Consider the following 15,940-nt stretch of genomic DNA (forward strand, 5'->3'; position numbering starts at 1 on the left):
TTAAAGTAATTGTCAACATGTAAAATTTTACAGGTTTAATTGAAGCAATAGTTATGGTTTGAAAGGTCATACTTTTTAAGTTTTAGTAGTAAAATTTACCTGCAGAGTAGGTATTACCTGCTCTACAGCAATATGATTAAATTTTGTAATAAAGAACTAAAGTAAATTGAACCCCTTATCGGTCCAATAGAGTAAAAGCGGTTACGCTCATTGAAATATCTTAAATTCAATACTCTAGATAGAAGACATTTATTTGCTTTAGTACATATTGGTCTAAACTATCTGATAGTTTTTACCGATACTGAATTACAGTATTATCACAATAGCTGCTAAAATTAAGCCATGTAGTTTTTAAAATATTAGTTACTTCAAGGACACGAGCTATGGATCAAAAGAGCGTACATAAATACTTGCAGGATAAGCCTGCAACTTTTATTACCCAGCCGTTTGCGCAAGATGTCGATGTCTACAAAGTACAGCACAAGATGTTTGCAACACTTTCGGAAGGGAAAGAAGGGCAAGTCAATGAGAGTGGTGAGCCAATTTGGTGGTTAAACCTAAAGTGCGATCCAGATGAAGCATTAGTGCTTCGCGAGCAATACTCTTCAATTGTACCGGGTTATCACATGAATAAACGACTTTGGAATACCATTATTCTTGATGGGTCAGTTCCTGAAATCGAAATAATTCGCATGATAAATACCTCATACGATATTGTGGTAGATAATTTACCAACAGCTCAAAAAGAAGCGTTACAAAAGATGGCTCAACCTTAAGCCAAATTTTATAACGTCGTGGTTTCCCTCGCATTTATTGCGAGGGCCATTTTCAAAACGGGTATAAATGCCGATTGGCTATATCTATCTCGCCATTTTCTTTTATAAAATTCGCCATTAATTGTTCACACCCGTTAGGCATGCGTGTTGCATCCACTTCGTAGTTTAATTGTGCCGCCTGCAAACTGGAAAGCTCACACATCGCCAATTTACTAGGGTCTCTTACATCACGATTTAGCCGTGCAAGACCAACAACACAATGGTTTTTACTAAAGCGCGCAACGCCTCTGAATTTAAAGTTCTCAGCAACATATTGCTTCGAAATTTTTAAAAGCCCTTCCATAAGCTCATAGTAAAAAGCATTTTCATCTTTTAATGAGCACACAAGATGCAATGACGTGCTCCTAAACTCTGGCAGCTCATCATCACCGCTTAACAATAACACGCTTATCAGCACATTATCGCCATCCACTTCAACGTACCTTTCCAAGCTAAATTCCTGATCTAAAAAACGTACTTGTTTCAATATCCGCTCAACGCCGCTTTTCGTTAATTGATTGGCACTCCCTGATAGTAAATGCGGGACTTTGACGATAAGAGGGAAATCTTGATGGTTGTTCAACGGTGTCGTGATCGCCCCGTCAACGCTAAGTGTGTAGCGCTCACGGATCTCATGTTCACGAGCAACATACAATGCAAGTAATGCGGTTTGTAGTAACTCTGAAGTAGGCAAATTGACCTCGATTGGCCAGCTTCGACCAAATAACAGTTTTTTACTGCCTGATTGATAGTTATCAGCACTCAGCATGGCTACTTGCATACGCAGTAAACCGTTATGTTCACTTGCTACCAGCCGATAACTAGTTTCGAACTCTATGTCAGCTAATAGCTCGCGCACACTCTCAAGGGTGTGATGGTATTTAAAAAAGTGTTGTGGTGTCACCTCTATATCATCTGTCAGTAACACTTTAGGCGCATTACTTATCGCTTCCTCATATGCGCAGTCTTCCTGATATTGTAAATTCGCAATCCCCATACTCTCCGACTCATTCAGTTTAGCTAACGACTAAAGTACGCAAATATTCGGATAAAAAGATCAGTCTAAATGCGTTATTTTTAAACGTACGTTAAGTATTAACCGTCTAAATGACTGTTTCATTTCAAATGATACTTATGCACTATATTTTTAAGGCATAAGATCACTGGCCCAATTAACAGGGTAAACGAATAACTAATAAATTTATGAAAGGGAAATATCAAGCAACCTAATACACAAGGGGCATATCGCCCCTTGTGTATTAGATTAAAAAAGTTCTGCGTTTAACCATAAATGCATAGCAATGCTCGCGGCATAACCAAGTGCAATGACCGGCGCCCACTTCAAGTGACCAAAAAAGGTGTAATACCCTTTTGCCTGCCCCATCAATGCAACCCCCGCCGCTGAACCGATTGAAAGTAAACTCCCTCCAACACCTGCTGTGAGGGTAATTAGCAACCACTGCCCATGAGACATGTCTGGCTGCATCGATAAAACAGCGAACATCACGGGAATATTATCTATTACAGCTGAAATCACCCCGAGAAATATATTGGCTGCAGTTGCTGACCAACCGCCATACAGTACCTCAGACATAAGGCTCAAGTAACCTAAAAAGCCTAAACCGCCCACACACATAACAATACCGTAGAAAAATAACAGAGTATCCCATTCAGCCCGAGACACTTTACTGAACACATCAAATGGAACAACACTGCCTAATCTAACCAAACGTTCTTTATCACCAACTTGTTCAGCAATTGCCTTCTTTCGCGCCAAAGAGCCAGGTAATGTCACGCGTAAAAAGTAGCCAAAGAATTGTAAATACCCAAGCCCCATCATCATGCCCAAAACAGGAGGAAGATGTATAAACGTGTGACACGCCACTGCGGTTGCGACCGTTAATAGAAATAACGTTAAAATGCGCAATGCTCCGCGCTTGAGCTCGATCTCTTCATACACAGCATTTGGCTGCTTATTTTCAACGTAAAAGCTCATGATTGCCGCAGGCACAATGTAATTGACCAATGATGGGAAAAATAAGACTAAAAACTCATTAAACTGCACTAGACCCGCTTGCCAAACCATTAACGTTGTAATATCACCAAATGGGCTGAATGCACCGCCAGCATTAGCCGCTATGACAATATTAATACAGCTTAAATTAATAAAACGCTTGTCACCTTCAGCCACTTTCATAACAACAGCACACATCAACAAAGCTGTTGTTAAGTTATCGGCAATCGGCGATATAAAAAATGCTAAAAAGCCAGATATCCAAAATAGATTCTTATAGCTAAAACCTTTGCGGATCATCCATGCACGCAAAGCATCAAATACTCTGCGTTCCTCCAGTGCATTTATATAGGTCATAGCAACTAACAAAAAGAGCATCAACTCGGCAAATTCAAGTAAGTTATGACGAAACGCTTGTTCTGTAATATATGGACTTCCTTGATTTACATAAAATGCACCAATTAAAATCCAAATTAAGCCAGCTGCAACCAACACAGGCTTTGACTTACGTAAATGTAACTTCTCTTCTAGCATGACTAACGTATATGCCGCCACAAAAATGACAATACACACGATACCAATATTCGAAGTCGTTAAATCAATTCTTCCATCTGCTGCCAAAGCTGAGCTACACAGCCCCAAACTGACAGCAAGTATAATACCGAGTTTAAATCCCCAAATCCCCATCTATGTACCCATTATATTAATATTGAAAATATGTTAAATTTTGGAAACAAGAAGATAGCATAAATTTTGAACTCGCCAATTGTACACAAGTCTAAATTTGACTGTTTATGACGATAAAAATGGGGTGAGTATTAACATTGCGGGCTAACTCAAAGCCCGCTCAAACTATTTATCGCTCAGTTTTTCAATACCTAAAATAAGCAGTAAGCCACATAAAGCGAGTCCAATACAAAGCCATGTTTGTGGGTCATGGCCTACCAAATTTACATACTCAGTTGGAAAGATATTTTTTTGCATTAATGGCTTCTCTACACCACTAGAGTTGATATAAGTTGAAACCACTGATTTCCATGGCCATAGTAAGTTCAATGAGCCAAGTAAAAAGCCTGCTAACAATGCAAATGTTATTTGTTGATATTGATTTAGCAGCCATGAAAGAAAGCGAGAAAACAGCATTAATCCAACGACACAACCTAATAAAAACAATGCAATTAATGACAGTTCTTTATTCGTAATCGCTGATAAAACATGACCATACATGCCCAACAATAACAAAATGAAGCTCCCAGAGATCCCGGGGAGGATCATTGCACAAACAGCGACCGCGCCTGAAACAAAATATAACCAAGTGTGAGGTTGAGCCTCTACAGGTGCTAATGAAGTAATTGCATAAGCAATCACGGCTCCCACTGTACAGCTAGCTATCGCGCTCGATCGCCACTGGTCTATTTGTTTCGCAATATAAATAAATGATGCCAAAATTAAACCAAAGAAGAACGACCAAACCAATAATTGATGATGAGCTAGTAAGTATGTAATAACTTTGGCTAAAGAAGCCGCACTGGTTATCAGTCCGGCGAATACCGTAAATAAAAAAGTGCCGTCGATATATTGCCAGCTCGCTTTGTAACCCTCTTTTCGTAATAATTGCAGTGCTTCTAGATTAACACTTTTAATTGCGGCTAAGAAACGCGCGTAAATACCGGTAATAAACGCGATGGTGCCACCTGAAACCCCAGGGACAACATCTGCAGCTCCCATGCCTGCACCTTTAAGAAATAAAAATATATAGTCTTTTATTGAATCAGACTTATGCGTCACAAATAGTACTCCATATCACGTGAAAGGCGAGTTTACCCAAGAAAGTTTGATTGTCTTAGATCTCATAAAGATACTCAACTACAGAATCAGAAGATGCAAGGCACTTTTGCCATTTATACAGCGCTTTAAGCCTTAAGTAAGCAAAGGGTCAAAACAAACTCGAAATGGATGACAGCTCACACAGATATTAATGGTCAAAAATTTTGACCTGAGCGCCTCCACGCTGCTTTGCATGAGATAATGCTTCATCGACTAACACCAGTAGCTGTTGATGATTCGCTTGTGCATCCCCCCATACAGCTCCTATGCTGATGGTCACTGCGTGTGCTGATAGCTCAATGCTCGCGGCAATACGTTTATATAAATCGTCGACAAAGCTTGGTAGCATTTGCCTGTTAATACTTGGCACAATTACCATTAGCTCCTCACCAGCCCATCGTGATAATAAGCACTGTTTGTATTCACTAAGTAGTTCGGTAGAGGCTCGTTTTAAAATCTCATCTCCCACTTCATAGCCATATAACTGGTTTACTTGCTTGAAGTTATCAAAATCAATAAAAACAACAGCCGACTCAGCGTATACATGAGGTAAATGTGCCATTTTTAACTGTGCTCCCCTGCGATTGAGCAACCCAGTCATGCTATCGTGAAACGATAGATACTCTACTTCTGTATAAAATAGCTGCGCCTCTTTCCAACGTCGAAAAGAAAATAAAGCAAAAGTAATCGTCAATGAAAATAGTAATGGCACGAGCTCATCTAACTCATAGTGTTCATGAGACCGAGAAAAGTGATATATCCACTCCAAAGTGTCATATTTAGAGAAAACCATAAAACAGACTAAGTTCACTATTAACAGTATAAATAGCTCTTGTCGGTAATTCATTTTCAGTGGCTTAATATGGCCAGGTAACATAGAGTAACTCTCTCACAGTACGGAAATAGACAGGGAGTGCATACCATATCTTAGACCCGCTAATAGAAACACACAAGCTATACAGATACAATGAGTCATGTGGTTATTTTTATACACATATGGGTAAATAATCAGTTACTTCTGCCGATATCTATAGTTAGGCCATATGAGAACTGTAAAATTATGAGAATTTTTTCCTTCCTTTTATTTACGTGTACCCTACTATTTAGTTCATTTTTAGTAGCTGCAGACTTTGTTCTGCCTGAATCACGACTGGAAATAGAGAAGCGAGATTTATCTAAATACTTTAATAGTGAAGCACTCATCGATATTGAAACCGAAGGGGGAAAAAGCTTCGCCGTTTTTTCTCAATATATGGCATCACAAAAGCGTGGTGTGGTGATTCTTATTCCAGATATAGGCCATTCACCGCTGTCTTACAATGGATTTAACTACCTATACCAAGCCCTGACAGATGACGGGTTTGACACCTACGCTCTTCAAATACCTGACATCATATACGCAGAGCAAAATAATACTGATGAGAGTAAAGAGGTACCGAATAAAAGCGAAACAGACGCTATTGAATCAATGGATAATAAAGTTAATCAAGCATCTAAGACTGTTGTAATTGGCCTCCCAGAGGCCCAGCTTGATGACTACAAAACACAAGTGGTTGCTATATTTAAAGCATTGTATTCTCAGCTCACCATGCGGCAACAAGAAAAATTAGTTGTGATTGCACAAGGTACCAGTGCGGGTATTTTTGGAGAGTATTTAGCAGAATTACCCAACATAAAACTCGATGCATTTATTGCCATCAGTGCACAGTTACCACACAGCGAAAGACAGCGACATTTGCCCGCCAACTTCTCGCTAGTGAGCCCCCCTTTACTGGATGTTTTTTATAGTAATGACAGTCCATTGGTGACCCGAAATATGGCCGAGAGAATACGCTGGGTAAAACGTAATAGTAAGTTCGATTACCGTCAGCGCCAATTATTCGGATTAACAACTGAAATGCGCCAACATCAAAGACTACGTAAAGAAGTTGATGGTTTCTTAAGGCAACTGTAGCCGCGTACCCATGCTCATAAAACCAGCATTGGCCTTAACGAACTCAATAAATGAACAATCTCATTGAGGCTATTAAAAGACTTAAGTGCATTATTTTAAAAACTCGTAAGCTGCTTGAATATCCTGACTTTTCTTTTTAGCCACTTCCATCATATGCTGTGGAAGTCCTTGCGAAACTAACTTATCAGGGTGATGCTGCGCCATTAATTTTCGATATGCCCGCTTTACGTCTTTCTCATTTGCCGGCTCAGATAATCCTAATACCGCCAATGCTTGCCCCCGTGATATTTCAGAAGTAGGCTGTGGAGCTCGATACTGCTGTTGCTCACCTTGCTGTGCCCGTTGCTGACGAAACTTAAATTCCGCTTGGTAGCGTTTTAAAATAAACGAAAAATGTGTATTAGACACGCCTAATAACTGGCTTACTTTTTTTAACAGCTGTACTTCCTGGGGTGCTAAATGACCGTCTGAAAACGCCATCTGAATTTGAATTTCTAAAAAGAGCTGCAATAAATCATAACGGCGAGAAAAAACTTCTTTGAAATCCTGAACTGCTTGTTTTAATTCAAAGTCGCTTTCTTTACCGGCCCTAAATGCATTTTGGGCTTCTTGACGATCCTCTGCATGCAGTCCCATCTCATCCATAAATAATGAGGCTGCTTTAATATGTGTTTCACTGACTCGACCATTAGATTTTGCAATATGGCCCATAACCGCAAAACAACTCGAGAAGAATAACGCTTGACGCTGGTGTAAATCATCTCCTTTGAAAAACCCCTGGAACCCCCCCACTTTATCAAAGTCTTGCTTTAAGCTTCGATCAAATAAGTGGCCTAACCAAAAACCAAAAATTGCCCCCAGCCATCGCCCAAACATAAACCCGAAGCATACACCTAGTAACTTACCCCACATTGTTCAACTCCTGCTGCGCATTGACATCTAATAACCGCTGCGGCGTACCAATATCTGACCACTGCCCTAGGTATAACTCTGTGGAGACATCACCAGCACTTAGCCCTTGTCTCAATAAAGGCCCCAAGGCGGCAAACCCAGTACTTTGTTGATCGAAGAATGCTTTATTATACAAACCAATACCCGAGAATGTATATTTTTGAGTGTTCACAACTTGATGAGCAAGGCAAAAATCACCATTTTCATTATGCGGGGGGTTTTCAACTAACACGATATGCGCCTCTCCAACATTAAGCTGAAGTTGCTTGAGTGCATGTACATCGTAATCAGTAAAAATATCACCATTGATCACAATAAAATCTTCATGGTGCTCAGTTAAATACGGCAGTGCATTTATGATACCACCCGCCGTTTCCAATCCACCTTCTTGTTCATGGCAATATTGAATATGAACACCAAATTCCTGGCCATCAGCAAAATACTCGACAATTTTATCTCCACACCAAGCCAAATTGACCACAATATCGGTTATTCCCGCAGCCTTTAAGCGCTCAATATGATATGTCAATAAGGGCTGACCATTCACTTTTAGCATCGGCTTTGGTAACTTTTCTGTCAGTGGCATCATGCGTTTGCCACGTCCAGCAGCGAGGATCATTGCTTTCATTTTGCTGTATTCAATTTGTTATCAATTAATGGCATTATCTCATTCGCTAACCAAGTTGCAAGCCATTGGAAACATTCATAACGTTCTGCAACTTCAATTACATATTCTAAAGTCGGTATAATGTTATTTAAATAACCGCCCTTATTATCTCGCAATAACAATCGAATAAATATCCCTGCTGCTTTCAAATGCCGCTGCAAGCCGGTTAAATCAAAATACCGCTGGTAATCGGTATAAGACATACCGTTAAGTAAACCTGCACTTGTGAGTATGTGATAACTCTCATTGTGTAAAAGAGAGAATTCGTCATCAGGTAATCTAAAGTAACAATCTCGTAGTAGCGACACCACATCATATGTGACTGGCCCTTGCACCGCATCTTGATAATCAATTAACACCCAATGGTATTCATCTCGCATAATATTACGACTATGAAAATCTCGATGCATGGTAGTTTGAGGTTGTGACAGCATATTTTCTACTAACTGATGTTTACAAAGTTGCCACTGTGCATTTTGATAGTCGTCCAGCTCATAGTCCAGCCAACCAGCCAGTAACCACTGCTCAAATATTTCAATCTCTTGTTGTATGAAGGCACTATCATATGGCTTCATATAGGGTGAGTAAGCAACTTTTGCGATAGATGGGATCAGCGCTAAAACTGATTTGTAATATTTAAGCCTATCCGGACTTTGCAACAAATCAGCCAGGTGCTCACAACCCAAGTCATTTAATAGCAACAAGCCATGCGTCATATCTGTTGCTATTATTTCAGGTACTCTCAAGCCGACCTGACTAAAACTCGCATTAAGCTCAACAAAAGGGTCGTTGTTTACTTTACTCGGGTCTGAGTCCATTAAAATGTAACTCTCGCTCTCTTTGTGGACCCTCAAATAACGACGAAAACTCGCATCCCCCGTCACAACTTCGACCTGATATGGTCGCCCTCTAAAAAACTGTGTTAAAAACCTATCGATGTAGGTTTTCCTTTCTGTATTATTTGTCACAAAAATCCATTCTTAATTACTGTATTTAACTGAGTTTTACTTTATTATGTCGTGCTTAGATAAATATACTAGGCTAACAAGGTTATTAAATGAGTAAAACTTGGGGGGTCGTCTTTCTGACACTCAGTAGCGCACCAGCACTAGCCGCATCAGAGTCTACACCAATGCAGTGCAGTCAGTATTTTCAACCGAAAAACTGGCTACCTCTCAGATCGTTGCAAGAAAACGCCATAGATATTCAAGCAGATGACGTTGAAATGCAAGGGACAGCCAGTGCTGAATTTTCTGGTAATGTCGACATTAACACCACGAAAATGCGCCTTTCTGCTAGCTCCGCCTTAATCGATAAGGAAAGAGGTTTACTCAATGCAACAGGCCCCTTAACATACCAAGATGCCTTTACCTTAGTAAATAGTAGTGGTCTGTATGCTGATTTAAATAATAATGATATCAGCTTACTCGGCGCTGACTATCAACTCACCCAACAAGTTGGTCGCGGTGGTGCAGAAAAGCTATATGCATCGGAAAAAGAAATTAGCTTGTATAACTCTAGTTTTACAACCTGTCCTGTCGAAGCCCCTTTTTGGCAACTTGAAGCCAGTACCATTACCTTGTCAAAACAGGATGGTTGGGGAGAGTCGTACAATGCCGTACTCAAAGTCCTTGATACACCTATTATTTATATTCCGTACTTTACATTCCCCATAGATGACAGAAGAAAGTCAGGATTGCTAGCCCCGGTTCTTTCAAGCTCAAGCAGTAAATATGGCTTTGGTATGGCCCTGCCTTTTTATTGGAATATTGCGCCAAACTATGATGCAACAATTACCCCTAGGTATATGTCGAAAAAAGGACTGCAGCTCGTTTCTGAATTTCGCTACCTAACAGAGCAGCACCAAGGTCTCATTGGCGTAGAATATTTGAATAAAGATGATGCTGAACCGCAGTTAGATAGTCGCTATCTTGTGCATTGGCAGCAGCAAAGTTACTTTAACGAACAATGGCGCTTAAGCATTGATGTTACCAATGTCAGTGATGATGCATACTTAACCGATTTAGATTCAAAGTATGGCAATCAAACTGAGACTCAATTAAATAGAACTGGCATATTAAGTTACCTTGGTGATGATTGGCTCACCGACATAAAACTACAGAATTTTGAAGTATTAGGTGACCATACAGAGTCTTATGCCGCGCTACCACAGATCACTTGGCGCAATCGTACTCCCTATCAATGGCAAAACCTTTCTTTCTCCGTGTTAGGCGACTTAAGTCACTTCCGTAACGATAACTTGATCATTAAAGAAGCGTCCCGATTACACATTGAGCCAAGTGTTAACTTTTCAATTGAGAATTATGCTTGGTCTTTCCTTGCTGAAACGAGCTTATTACATACCCACTACGAACAAGACGGTGACTTCAGTAATACGTCGTACGAAAAAACTGTTTCAAGAACAATGCCTAAATTAAGAATACATTCACAACTTAATTTTGAACGAGAAACAAAAATATTTAACCACTCTGGCATCCAAACTTTAGAGCCGCAAATACAGTATTTATATGCCCCTAAAAGAGAACAAAACAACATTGGGTTGTATGATACGACAAGATTACAAGATGACTTTGCCGGCTTGTTCAGAGAGCAACGTTTTTCTGGTGTAGATAGGATTGCACAAGCAAACCAATTTACACTAGGTGCCACAACGCGTGTTTTTGATAATGACAGCACCGAGCGCTTTAACTTTAGCATAGGGCAAATCATTTACTTAAGTGATGATGTAAAGCCTAGTGCACAAGAAGCAAATGTAGAAACTAATTACAATGCATTGTTTGCGGCTGAAACCATGGTACATTGGCATCGACGTTGGTACTTTTCTGCCGGAATGCAATATGATGCCGATTCAAAAGAGTTGATACAGTCTCATACCACCCTGAATTACAGAGGAGACAATAATAAACTCGTGCAATTGAACCATCGCTACGCAAATAGTGTCTCAGGATATGAAATTGACCAAATAGGTATTTTTAGCAGTCTACCTATTAACCAAAATTGGCAGCTTGTTGCGAGATACCACAGAGATTTAAATACCTCACGAAGCGTGGAAGTTTTTGCCGGTATTCAATACGACAGCTGTTGTTGGGCGGTTCAAATAACCGGTGGTAGACACATAGAAACGGATTTAAACCAAACCATTAATCATGATAATGCACAGTTTGATACCAGTATTGGTGTTAACTTTGTATTTAAAGGGTTAGGTGGTAAATCGAACAATGGTGCTAGCCAACTATTGCAACAAGGTATCTTCGGCTACCGTCGACCTTATTTTTTAAATAATTAATAAATATTAGAATACTATGAATTTTAAAAAGTTATTATTAGCCACCCTTTTGGGATTAAGTGTTAGTCAAGTAGTACACGCCGAACGAGTGCAGATAGATAAAATTGTCGCCACCGTCAATGAAGGTGTGGTTCTGCAAAGTGAAGTTGAACAAATTATTACACGTGTTAAAGAGCAAGCAAAGCAACAAAGTACCGAATTACCGTCAGACAAAACGCTCAGAGTGCAAGCAATTGATCGTTTAGTGGATCAGTCCTTAGTACTTCAACTTGCCGAGCGTATGGGTATGGAGATTTCTGATTCTCAATTAGATCAAACCATTGCTAATATTGCTAAAGATCAAAACATGACGATTGCCGATCTAAGGCGTTCTGTTGAATCTAGCGGTGAAAGTTACCAAGCCTATCGCGAAGAGATCCGTAAAGAAATCACCATTAGCCAAGTACGACGTGCCAGTGTTGATCGTCGCGTTTATATTAGTACGCAAGAAGTTGCTAATTTACAAAAGATATTAGAACAGCAAACGGGCAATCCTGAAGAATATGATATTGGTCATATCCTAATCAAGATCCCGAGCAAAGCATCACCCCAAGAGATTCAAGATGCGAGAGAGCGCGCAGATAATGTCATTGATTTTTTAAATGATGGCAAAGAGTTTAAGCGTATTGCTATTGCCTCTTCAAGTGGCTCTAAAGCCTTAGAGGGCGGCCAATTAGGCTGGATGAGTATCAATGAAATGCCGTCATTATTTGCTGAAGCTGTTAAAGGTAAGAAAAAAGACAACATTGTAGGTCCAGTTCGTTCAGGTGCCGGATTTCATATATTAAAAATACAAGATATTCGTGGCCGCCAAGTAGTAGAAACGACCGAGGTACGTTCTCGCCATATTCTCATCAAACCTTCAATCATTCTGAGTGAAGAAAAAGCACGAGATATGTTAGCGGGTTTCGCGAAAGACCTGCGTACTGGAGAAGCTGACTTTGCAGAGTTGGCAAAAGAGCATTCAGAGGACCCAGGCTCTGCACTTAAAGGCGGAGAATATGACTGGACTGATCCAACAACCTATGTACCTGCGTTTAAAAATACCTTGTTGTCTTTAGAGCAAAATGAGATCAGTGAACCATTTAGAAGTACATTCGGTTGGCATATTGTGCAGTTATTAGATAAGCGAACAGCTGACAAAACGGATCAAGCAAAAATAAACCGTGCTCACGGACTCCTATTCAACCGTAAGTTCAAAGAAGAAAGCTTCAAATGGCAACGTGAGATCCGTGAACAAGCCCATATTGACATTTTCCCAACAGAATAAATGGATCTAACATGTGTCTAAGAATAGCAATTACCCCGGGTGAGCCTGCTGGCATCGGCCCAGATCTCGTTATTAAATTGGCACAAAAAGTGTGGTCTTCACAGTTAGTCGCAGTGGTTGACCGCACCATTATTGAAGAACGCGCGGCCGAGTTAGGTGAGTCCATCACTTTACTGCCATTTGATGCACATATTGATGCAAAGCCAGCGCCAGCTGGATGCTTGTACTATATGCAAGTTGATAAAGGCACTAATGTAAAGGCCGGACAGCTTGATGAAAAAAATGGTGAATATGTACTTGAGACACTGCGTATCGCATCTGAAAAAAATATGGATGGCACATTTGACGCTGTAGTGACAGGCCCTGTACACAAGGGCATAATTAACCGTGCCGGTATTTCATTCAGTGGTCACACTGAATATTTTGCGCTGCAATCTAATACTTCAGATGTGGTTATGATGCTCGCGACTGAGGGGCTGAGAGTTGCACTTGTAACCACTCATATCCCCCTCGCCTATGTTTCACGAGCTGTTACTACCGAACGGTTAACTAAAGTCGCAAATATTCTACATGATGACTTAAAAAGTAAATTTGGGATTGAAAAGCCTCGCGTACTCGTTTGTGGATTGAATCCTCATGCAGGTGAAGACGGTCACCTAGGCACAGAAGAGATTGAGACCATCACACCAGCACTTGAAAGATTAAATGCACAAGGCATGAACCTAGTTGGTCCATTGCCCGCAGATACCTTATTTCAAGCAAAGTATTTAGATAATGCAGATGCCGTGCTTGCAATGTATCACGATCAAGGCCTACCTGTGTTAAAATATAAAGGATTTGGTAATTCGGTAAATATTACCCTTGGGCTACCCTTTATAAGAACCTCTGTTGACCATGGCACTGCGTTAGATTTAGCGGCTACGGGAAATATTGAGGTAGGTAGTTTTGACTTAGCTATCCGCGAAGCAATAAAGCTCGCCAACAAAAAAGCACTGAATTAATGACTGATAAAGTACACTTAGGGCACCGTGCCCGAAAACGTTTTGGCCAAAACTTTCTAAATGATGACATGATCATCGATAAAATTGTGACTGCTATTGATCCAAAACCAGCTGATAACCTTGTGGAAATTGGGCCAGGCTTAGGGGCTATCACAGAACCTGTAGTTGATCTAAGTGAAAAATTAACGGTTGTAGAGCTTGATAAAGACTTAGCGGAACGACTGATCAAGCACCCTTTTATGGGTCCAAAGCTGACAGTGCATCAGGGTGATGCAATGAAATTTGATTTCGCATCTTTAATCAAAGATGGCGAAAAACTAAAAATCTTTGGAAATTTGCCCTATAACGTATCAACACCTCTGCTATTTCACCTTTTTGAATTTGCTGATCATGTTGAACACATGCACTTTATGCTACAAAAAGAAGTTGTAAAACGCATGGTCGCGAGTCCTGACTCAAAAGCATTTGGTCGCTTAAGTGTAATGACACAATACTATTGTAATGCGATGCCAGTGATTGATGTACCGCCCGAGTGCTTTAAGCCCGCTCCAAAAGTAGATTCAGCAGTTATCCGCTTGATCCCAAAAAAGCCCGAACAGCGTTCTGCAAAAAGTACCAAAATACTAAACACAGTATGTTTAGAGGCCTTTAATCAACGCCGCAAAACACTCCGTAATAGTCTTTCTAACTTGTTAACAAGTGAGGAAATGGCTGAGATTGGTATTGATGCGACAAAACGTGCCGAAAACCTTTCTCTTTCTCAATTCATTGATATAGCAAACTGGATTTATGACAATAAGCAGTAATATTGGCTCTCCAATAAAAGTCTCTGTTGAAACTTTTTATGTAGAAGCGCAATCTCAGCCAGAAAAAGACAAATATGTATTTGCTTACACTGTGACAATTAAAAACCACAGTTTATGTAGCGCCAAGTTAGAGAGCCGTTATTGGCTCATCACTGATGCAAATGGGAAAGAATCTGAAATCGAAGGTGAGGGAGTCATTGGTGAAAAACCATCAATAGCACCGGGTGAAAGTTACAAATATACCAGTGGGGCGGTTCTAGATACGCCGTTAGGCACAATGCAAGGCCATTACATCATGCGTAATGAGTTTGGCACTGAGTTTGAAGCACCTATCCCTGTATTTAGTTTGACTAGCTTAACCACTTTACATTAAAGACATATGGCGCAGTACGCAGTTGGTGATTTACAAGGGTGCTTTAAGCCTTTAAACCGATTATTAAATATGGTGAACTTTAACCCGAGTAAAGATCACCTCTATTTAGTCGGTGACGTTGTTGCAAGGGGGCCTGACTCCCTTGCATGCTTAAACTGGTTACTAAGGCATCAAGATGCAATTACAATTACGCTCGGTAATCACGATCTGCATTTACTTGCCTGTGCCGAATTAAACCGTTTACCAAACCCAAAAGATAAATTGGAAGCGGTGTTTCAAAGCCCACACTTCTCTAAGTTTTTAGCGTTATTAAAACAACAACCGCTCGCCGTTTCTCTACCTGAACATCATGCATTTATTTCTCATGCGGGTATTTACCCGACATGGAGCATCGATGCAGCACTCGTCTATGCTCAGTTTGTCGAACGCTGTTATCGTAGTATAAATGCCAAAGATTTTTTCGACGCAATGTATTTAACACACCCCACAGGTCACATAAAACAGCTTAACGACCTAGAGAAATTTAGAGCCATTGTTAATGTTTTTACACGGATGCGATATCTAAAAGCCAACGATGAACTAGACTTAATCAATAAAAGTGGCATAAGTGAAGGTTGTGAACTAACACCTTGGTTTCATCGCGAACGCTTTCAAAAGTCAAACGCTTCCTTTATATTTGGACATTGGGCAGCGCTAAAAGGCGTAACAAAAATGCAAAACGTCATTGCATTAGACACAGGATGTGTCTGGGGTGGACCGATGACTATGATGAATATTGCAACGAAAGAACAATTTTCAAGCAAATAATCTATTCTCGCCCCTTTTTACTGAATTTTTTAGTCACATCTGCTATAAAATACTTAACTTATCCGCAATAAAACCGATAAGTACTGAATCCTGCTAGTAAAATTGATGG

15 protein-coding genes are annotated in these 15,940 nt (G+C 40.2%); 8 read left to right on the forward strand and 7 right to left on the reverse strand.

From position 1 onward, the window contains the following. Positions 1–383 precede the first annotated feature (383 nt). Entirely contained in the window at positions 384–776 is a 393-nt protein-coding gene (locus PCIT_RS02230) for an MmcQ/YjbR family DNA-binding protein (RefSeq protein WP_010361542.1), read from the forward strand. 52 nt (positions 777–828) lie between these two features. Here PCIT_RS02230 and PCIT_RS02235 read toward each other — a convergent pair whose 3' ends face one another. The 4 genes from PCIT_RS02235 to PCIT_RS02250 all read right to left on the reverse strand — a co-directional run bounded on the left by PCIT_RS02235 (position 829) and on the right by PCIT_RS02250 (position 5,533). Beyond that, entirely contained in the window at positions 829–1,812 is a 984-nt protein-coding gene (locus PCIT_RS02235) for a hypothetical protein (protein WP_010361541.1), read from the reverse strand. Between the two features lie 267 nt (positions 1,813–2,079). After that, entirely contained in the window at positions 2,080–3,516 is a 1,437-nt protein-coding gene (gene nhaD, locus PCIT_RS02240; RefSeq protein WP_010361540.1) for a sodium:proton antiporter NhaD, read from the reverse strand. A 165-nt stretch (positions 3,517–3,681) separates the two neighbouring features. Beyond that, positions 3,682–4,617, reverse strand: coding sequence for a polyprenyl-phosphate transporter (locus tag PCIT_RS02245; RefSeq protein ID WP_010361538.1), 936 nt, complete (start codon positions 4,615–4,617; stop codon positions 3,682–3,684). 187 nt (positions 4,618–4,804) lie between these two features. Continuing rightward, positions 4,805–5,533 (reverse strand): GGDEF domain-containing protein, encoded by a 729-nt coding sequence (locus tag PCIT_RS02250; RefSeq protein ID WP_010361537.1) that lies wholly within the window; start codon positions 5,531–5,533, stop codon positions 4,805–4,807. 183 nt (positions 5,534–5,716) lie between these two features. Here PCIT_RS02250 and PCIT_RS02255 point away from each other — a divergent pair, with 183 nt between their 5' ends. Beyond that, positions 5,717–6,610, forward strand: a complete 894-nt coding sequence (locus PCIT_RS02255; protein WP_010361535.1) for a DUF3530 family protein — start codon at positions 5,717–5,719, stop codon at positions 6,608–6,610. 90 nt (positions 6,611–6,700) lie between these two features. Here PCIT_RS02255 and djlA read toward each other — a convergent pair whose 3' ends face one another. The 3 genes from djlA to PCIT_RS02270 are packed head-to-tail and all read right to left on the reverse strand — an operon-like array spanning position 6,701 to position 9,196. Next, on the reverse strand, positions 6,701–7,522 hold the full coding sequence (gene djlA / locus PCIT_RS02260) for a co-chaperone DjlA (RefSeq protein WP_010361534.1): 822 nt from the start codon (positions 7,520–7,522) through the stop codon (positions 6,701–6,703). Beyond that, positions 7,512–8,189 carry an N-acetylmuramate alpha-1-phosphate uridylyltransferase MurU gene (gene murU, locus PCIT_RS02265; protein ID WP_010361533.1) on the reverse strand — a complete coding sequence of 226 codons (678 nt, stop codon included), beginning with the start codon at positions 8,187–8,189 and terminating at the stop codon, positions 7,512–7,514. Before murU ends, djlA begins: the two co-directional genes overlap by 11 nt. Next, positions 8,186–9,196, reverse strand: coding sequence for an aminoglycoside phosphotransferase family protein (locus PCIT_RS02270; protein WP_162144424.1), 1,011 nt, complete (start codon positions 9,194–9,196; stop codon positions 8,186–8,188). Before PCIT_RS02270 ends, murU begins: the two co-directional genes overlap by 4 nt. An 89-nt stretch (positions 9,197–9,285) precedes the next feature. Between PCIT_RS02270 and lptD the strand changes: the two genes are divergently transcribed. Genes lptD through PCIT_RS02300 form a run of 6 tightly spaced genes read left to right on the forward strand, consistent with a single transcriptional unit; the run spans position 9,286 to position 15,831 of the window. Continuing rightward, the gene (gene lptD, locus PCIT_RS02275) at positions 9,286–11,535 is read left to right on the forward strand and encodes an LPS assembly protein LptD (RefSeq protein WP_010361531.1); all 2,250 of its coding nucleotides are present in this window, start codon (positions 9,286–9,288) and stop codon (positions 11,533–11,535) included. Positions 11,536–11,551: 16 nt separating this feature from the next. Then, a complete protein-coding gene (surA, locus tag PCIT_RS02280; RefSeq protein ID WP_010361530.1) occupies positions 11,552–12,844 on the forward strand; it encodes a peptidylprolyl isomerase SurA in 1,293 nt (430 codons plus the stop codon). An 11-nt stretch (positions 12,845–12,855) separates the two neighbouring features. Continuing rightward, a complete protein-coding gene (gene pdxA / locus PCIT_RS02285; RefSeq protein ID WP_010361529.1) occupies positions 12,856–13,845 on the forward strand; it encodes a 4-hydroxythreonine-4-phosphate dehydrogenase PdxA in 990 nt (329 codons plus the stop codon). After that, complete coding sequence (gene rsmA, locus PCIT_RS02290; RefSeq protein ID WP_010361528.1) at positions 13,845–14,651, forward strand: 16S rRNA (adenine(1518)-N(6)/adenine(1519)-N(6))-dimethyltransferase RsmA; 807 nt, start codon at positions 13,845–13,847, stop codon at positions 14,649–14,651. The genes pdxA and rsmA overlap by 1 nt, the downstream gene beginning before the upstream one ends. Continuing rightward, positions 14,635–15,024 (forward strand): Co2+/Mg2+ efflux protein ApaG, encoded by a 390-nt coding sequence (apaG, locus tag PCIT_RS02295; protein ID WP_010361527.1) that lies wholly within the window; start codon positions 14,635–14,637, stop codon positions 15,022–15,024. The genes rsmA and apaG overlap by 17 nt, the downstream gene beginning before the upstream one ends. A gap of 6 nt (positions 15,025–15,030) precedes the next feature. Then, positions 15,031–15,831, forward strand: coding sequence for a symmetrical bis(5'-nucleosyl)-tetraphosphatase (locus PCIT_RS02300; protein WP_010361526.1), 801 nt, complete (start codon positions 15,031–15,033; stop codon positions 15,829–15,831). Positions 15,832–15,940 lie beyond the last annotated feature (109 nt).

It is taken from the genome of Pseudoalteromonas citrea, assembly GCF_000238375.3.
Classification (GTDB): Bacteria; Pseudomonadota; Gammaproteobacteria; order Enterobacterales; family Alteromonadaceae; genus Pseudoalteromonas; species Pseudoalteromonas citrea.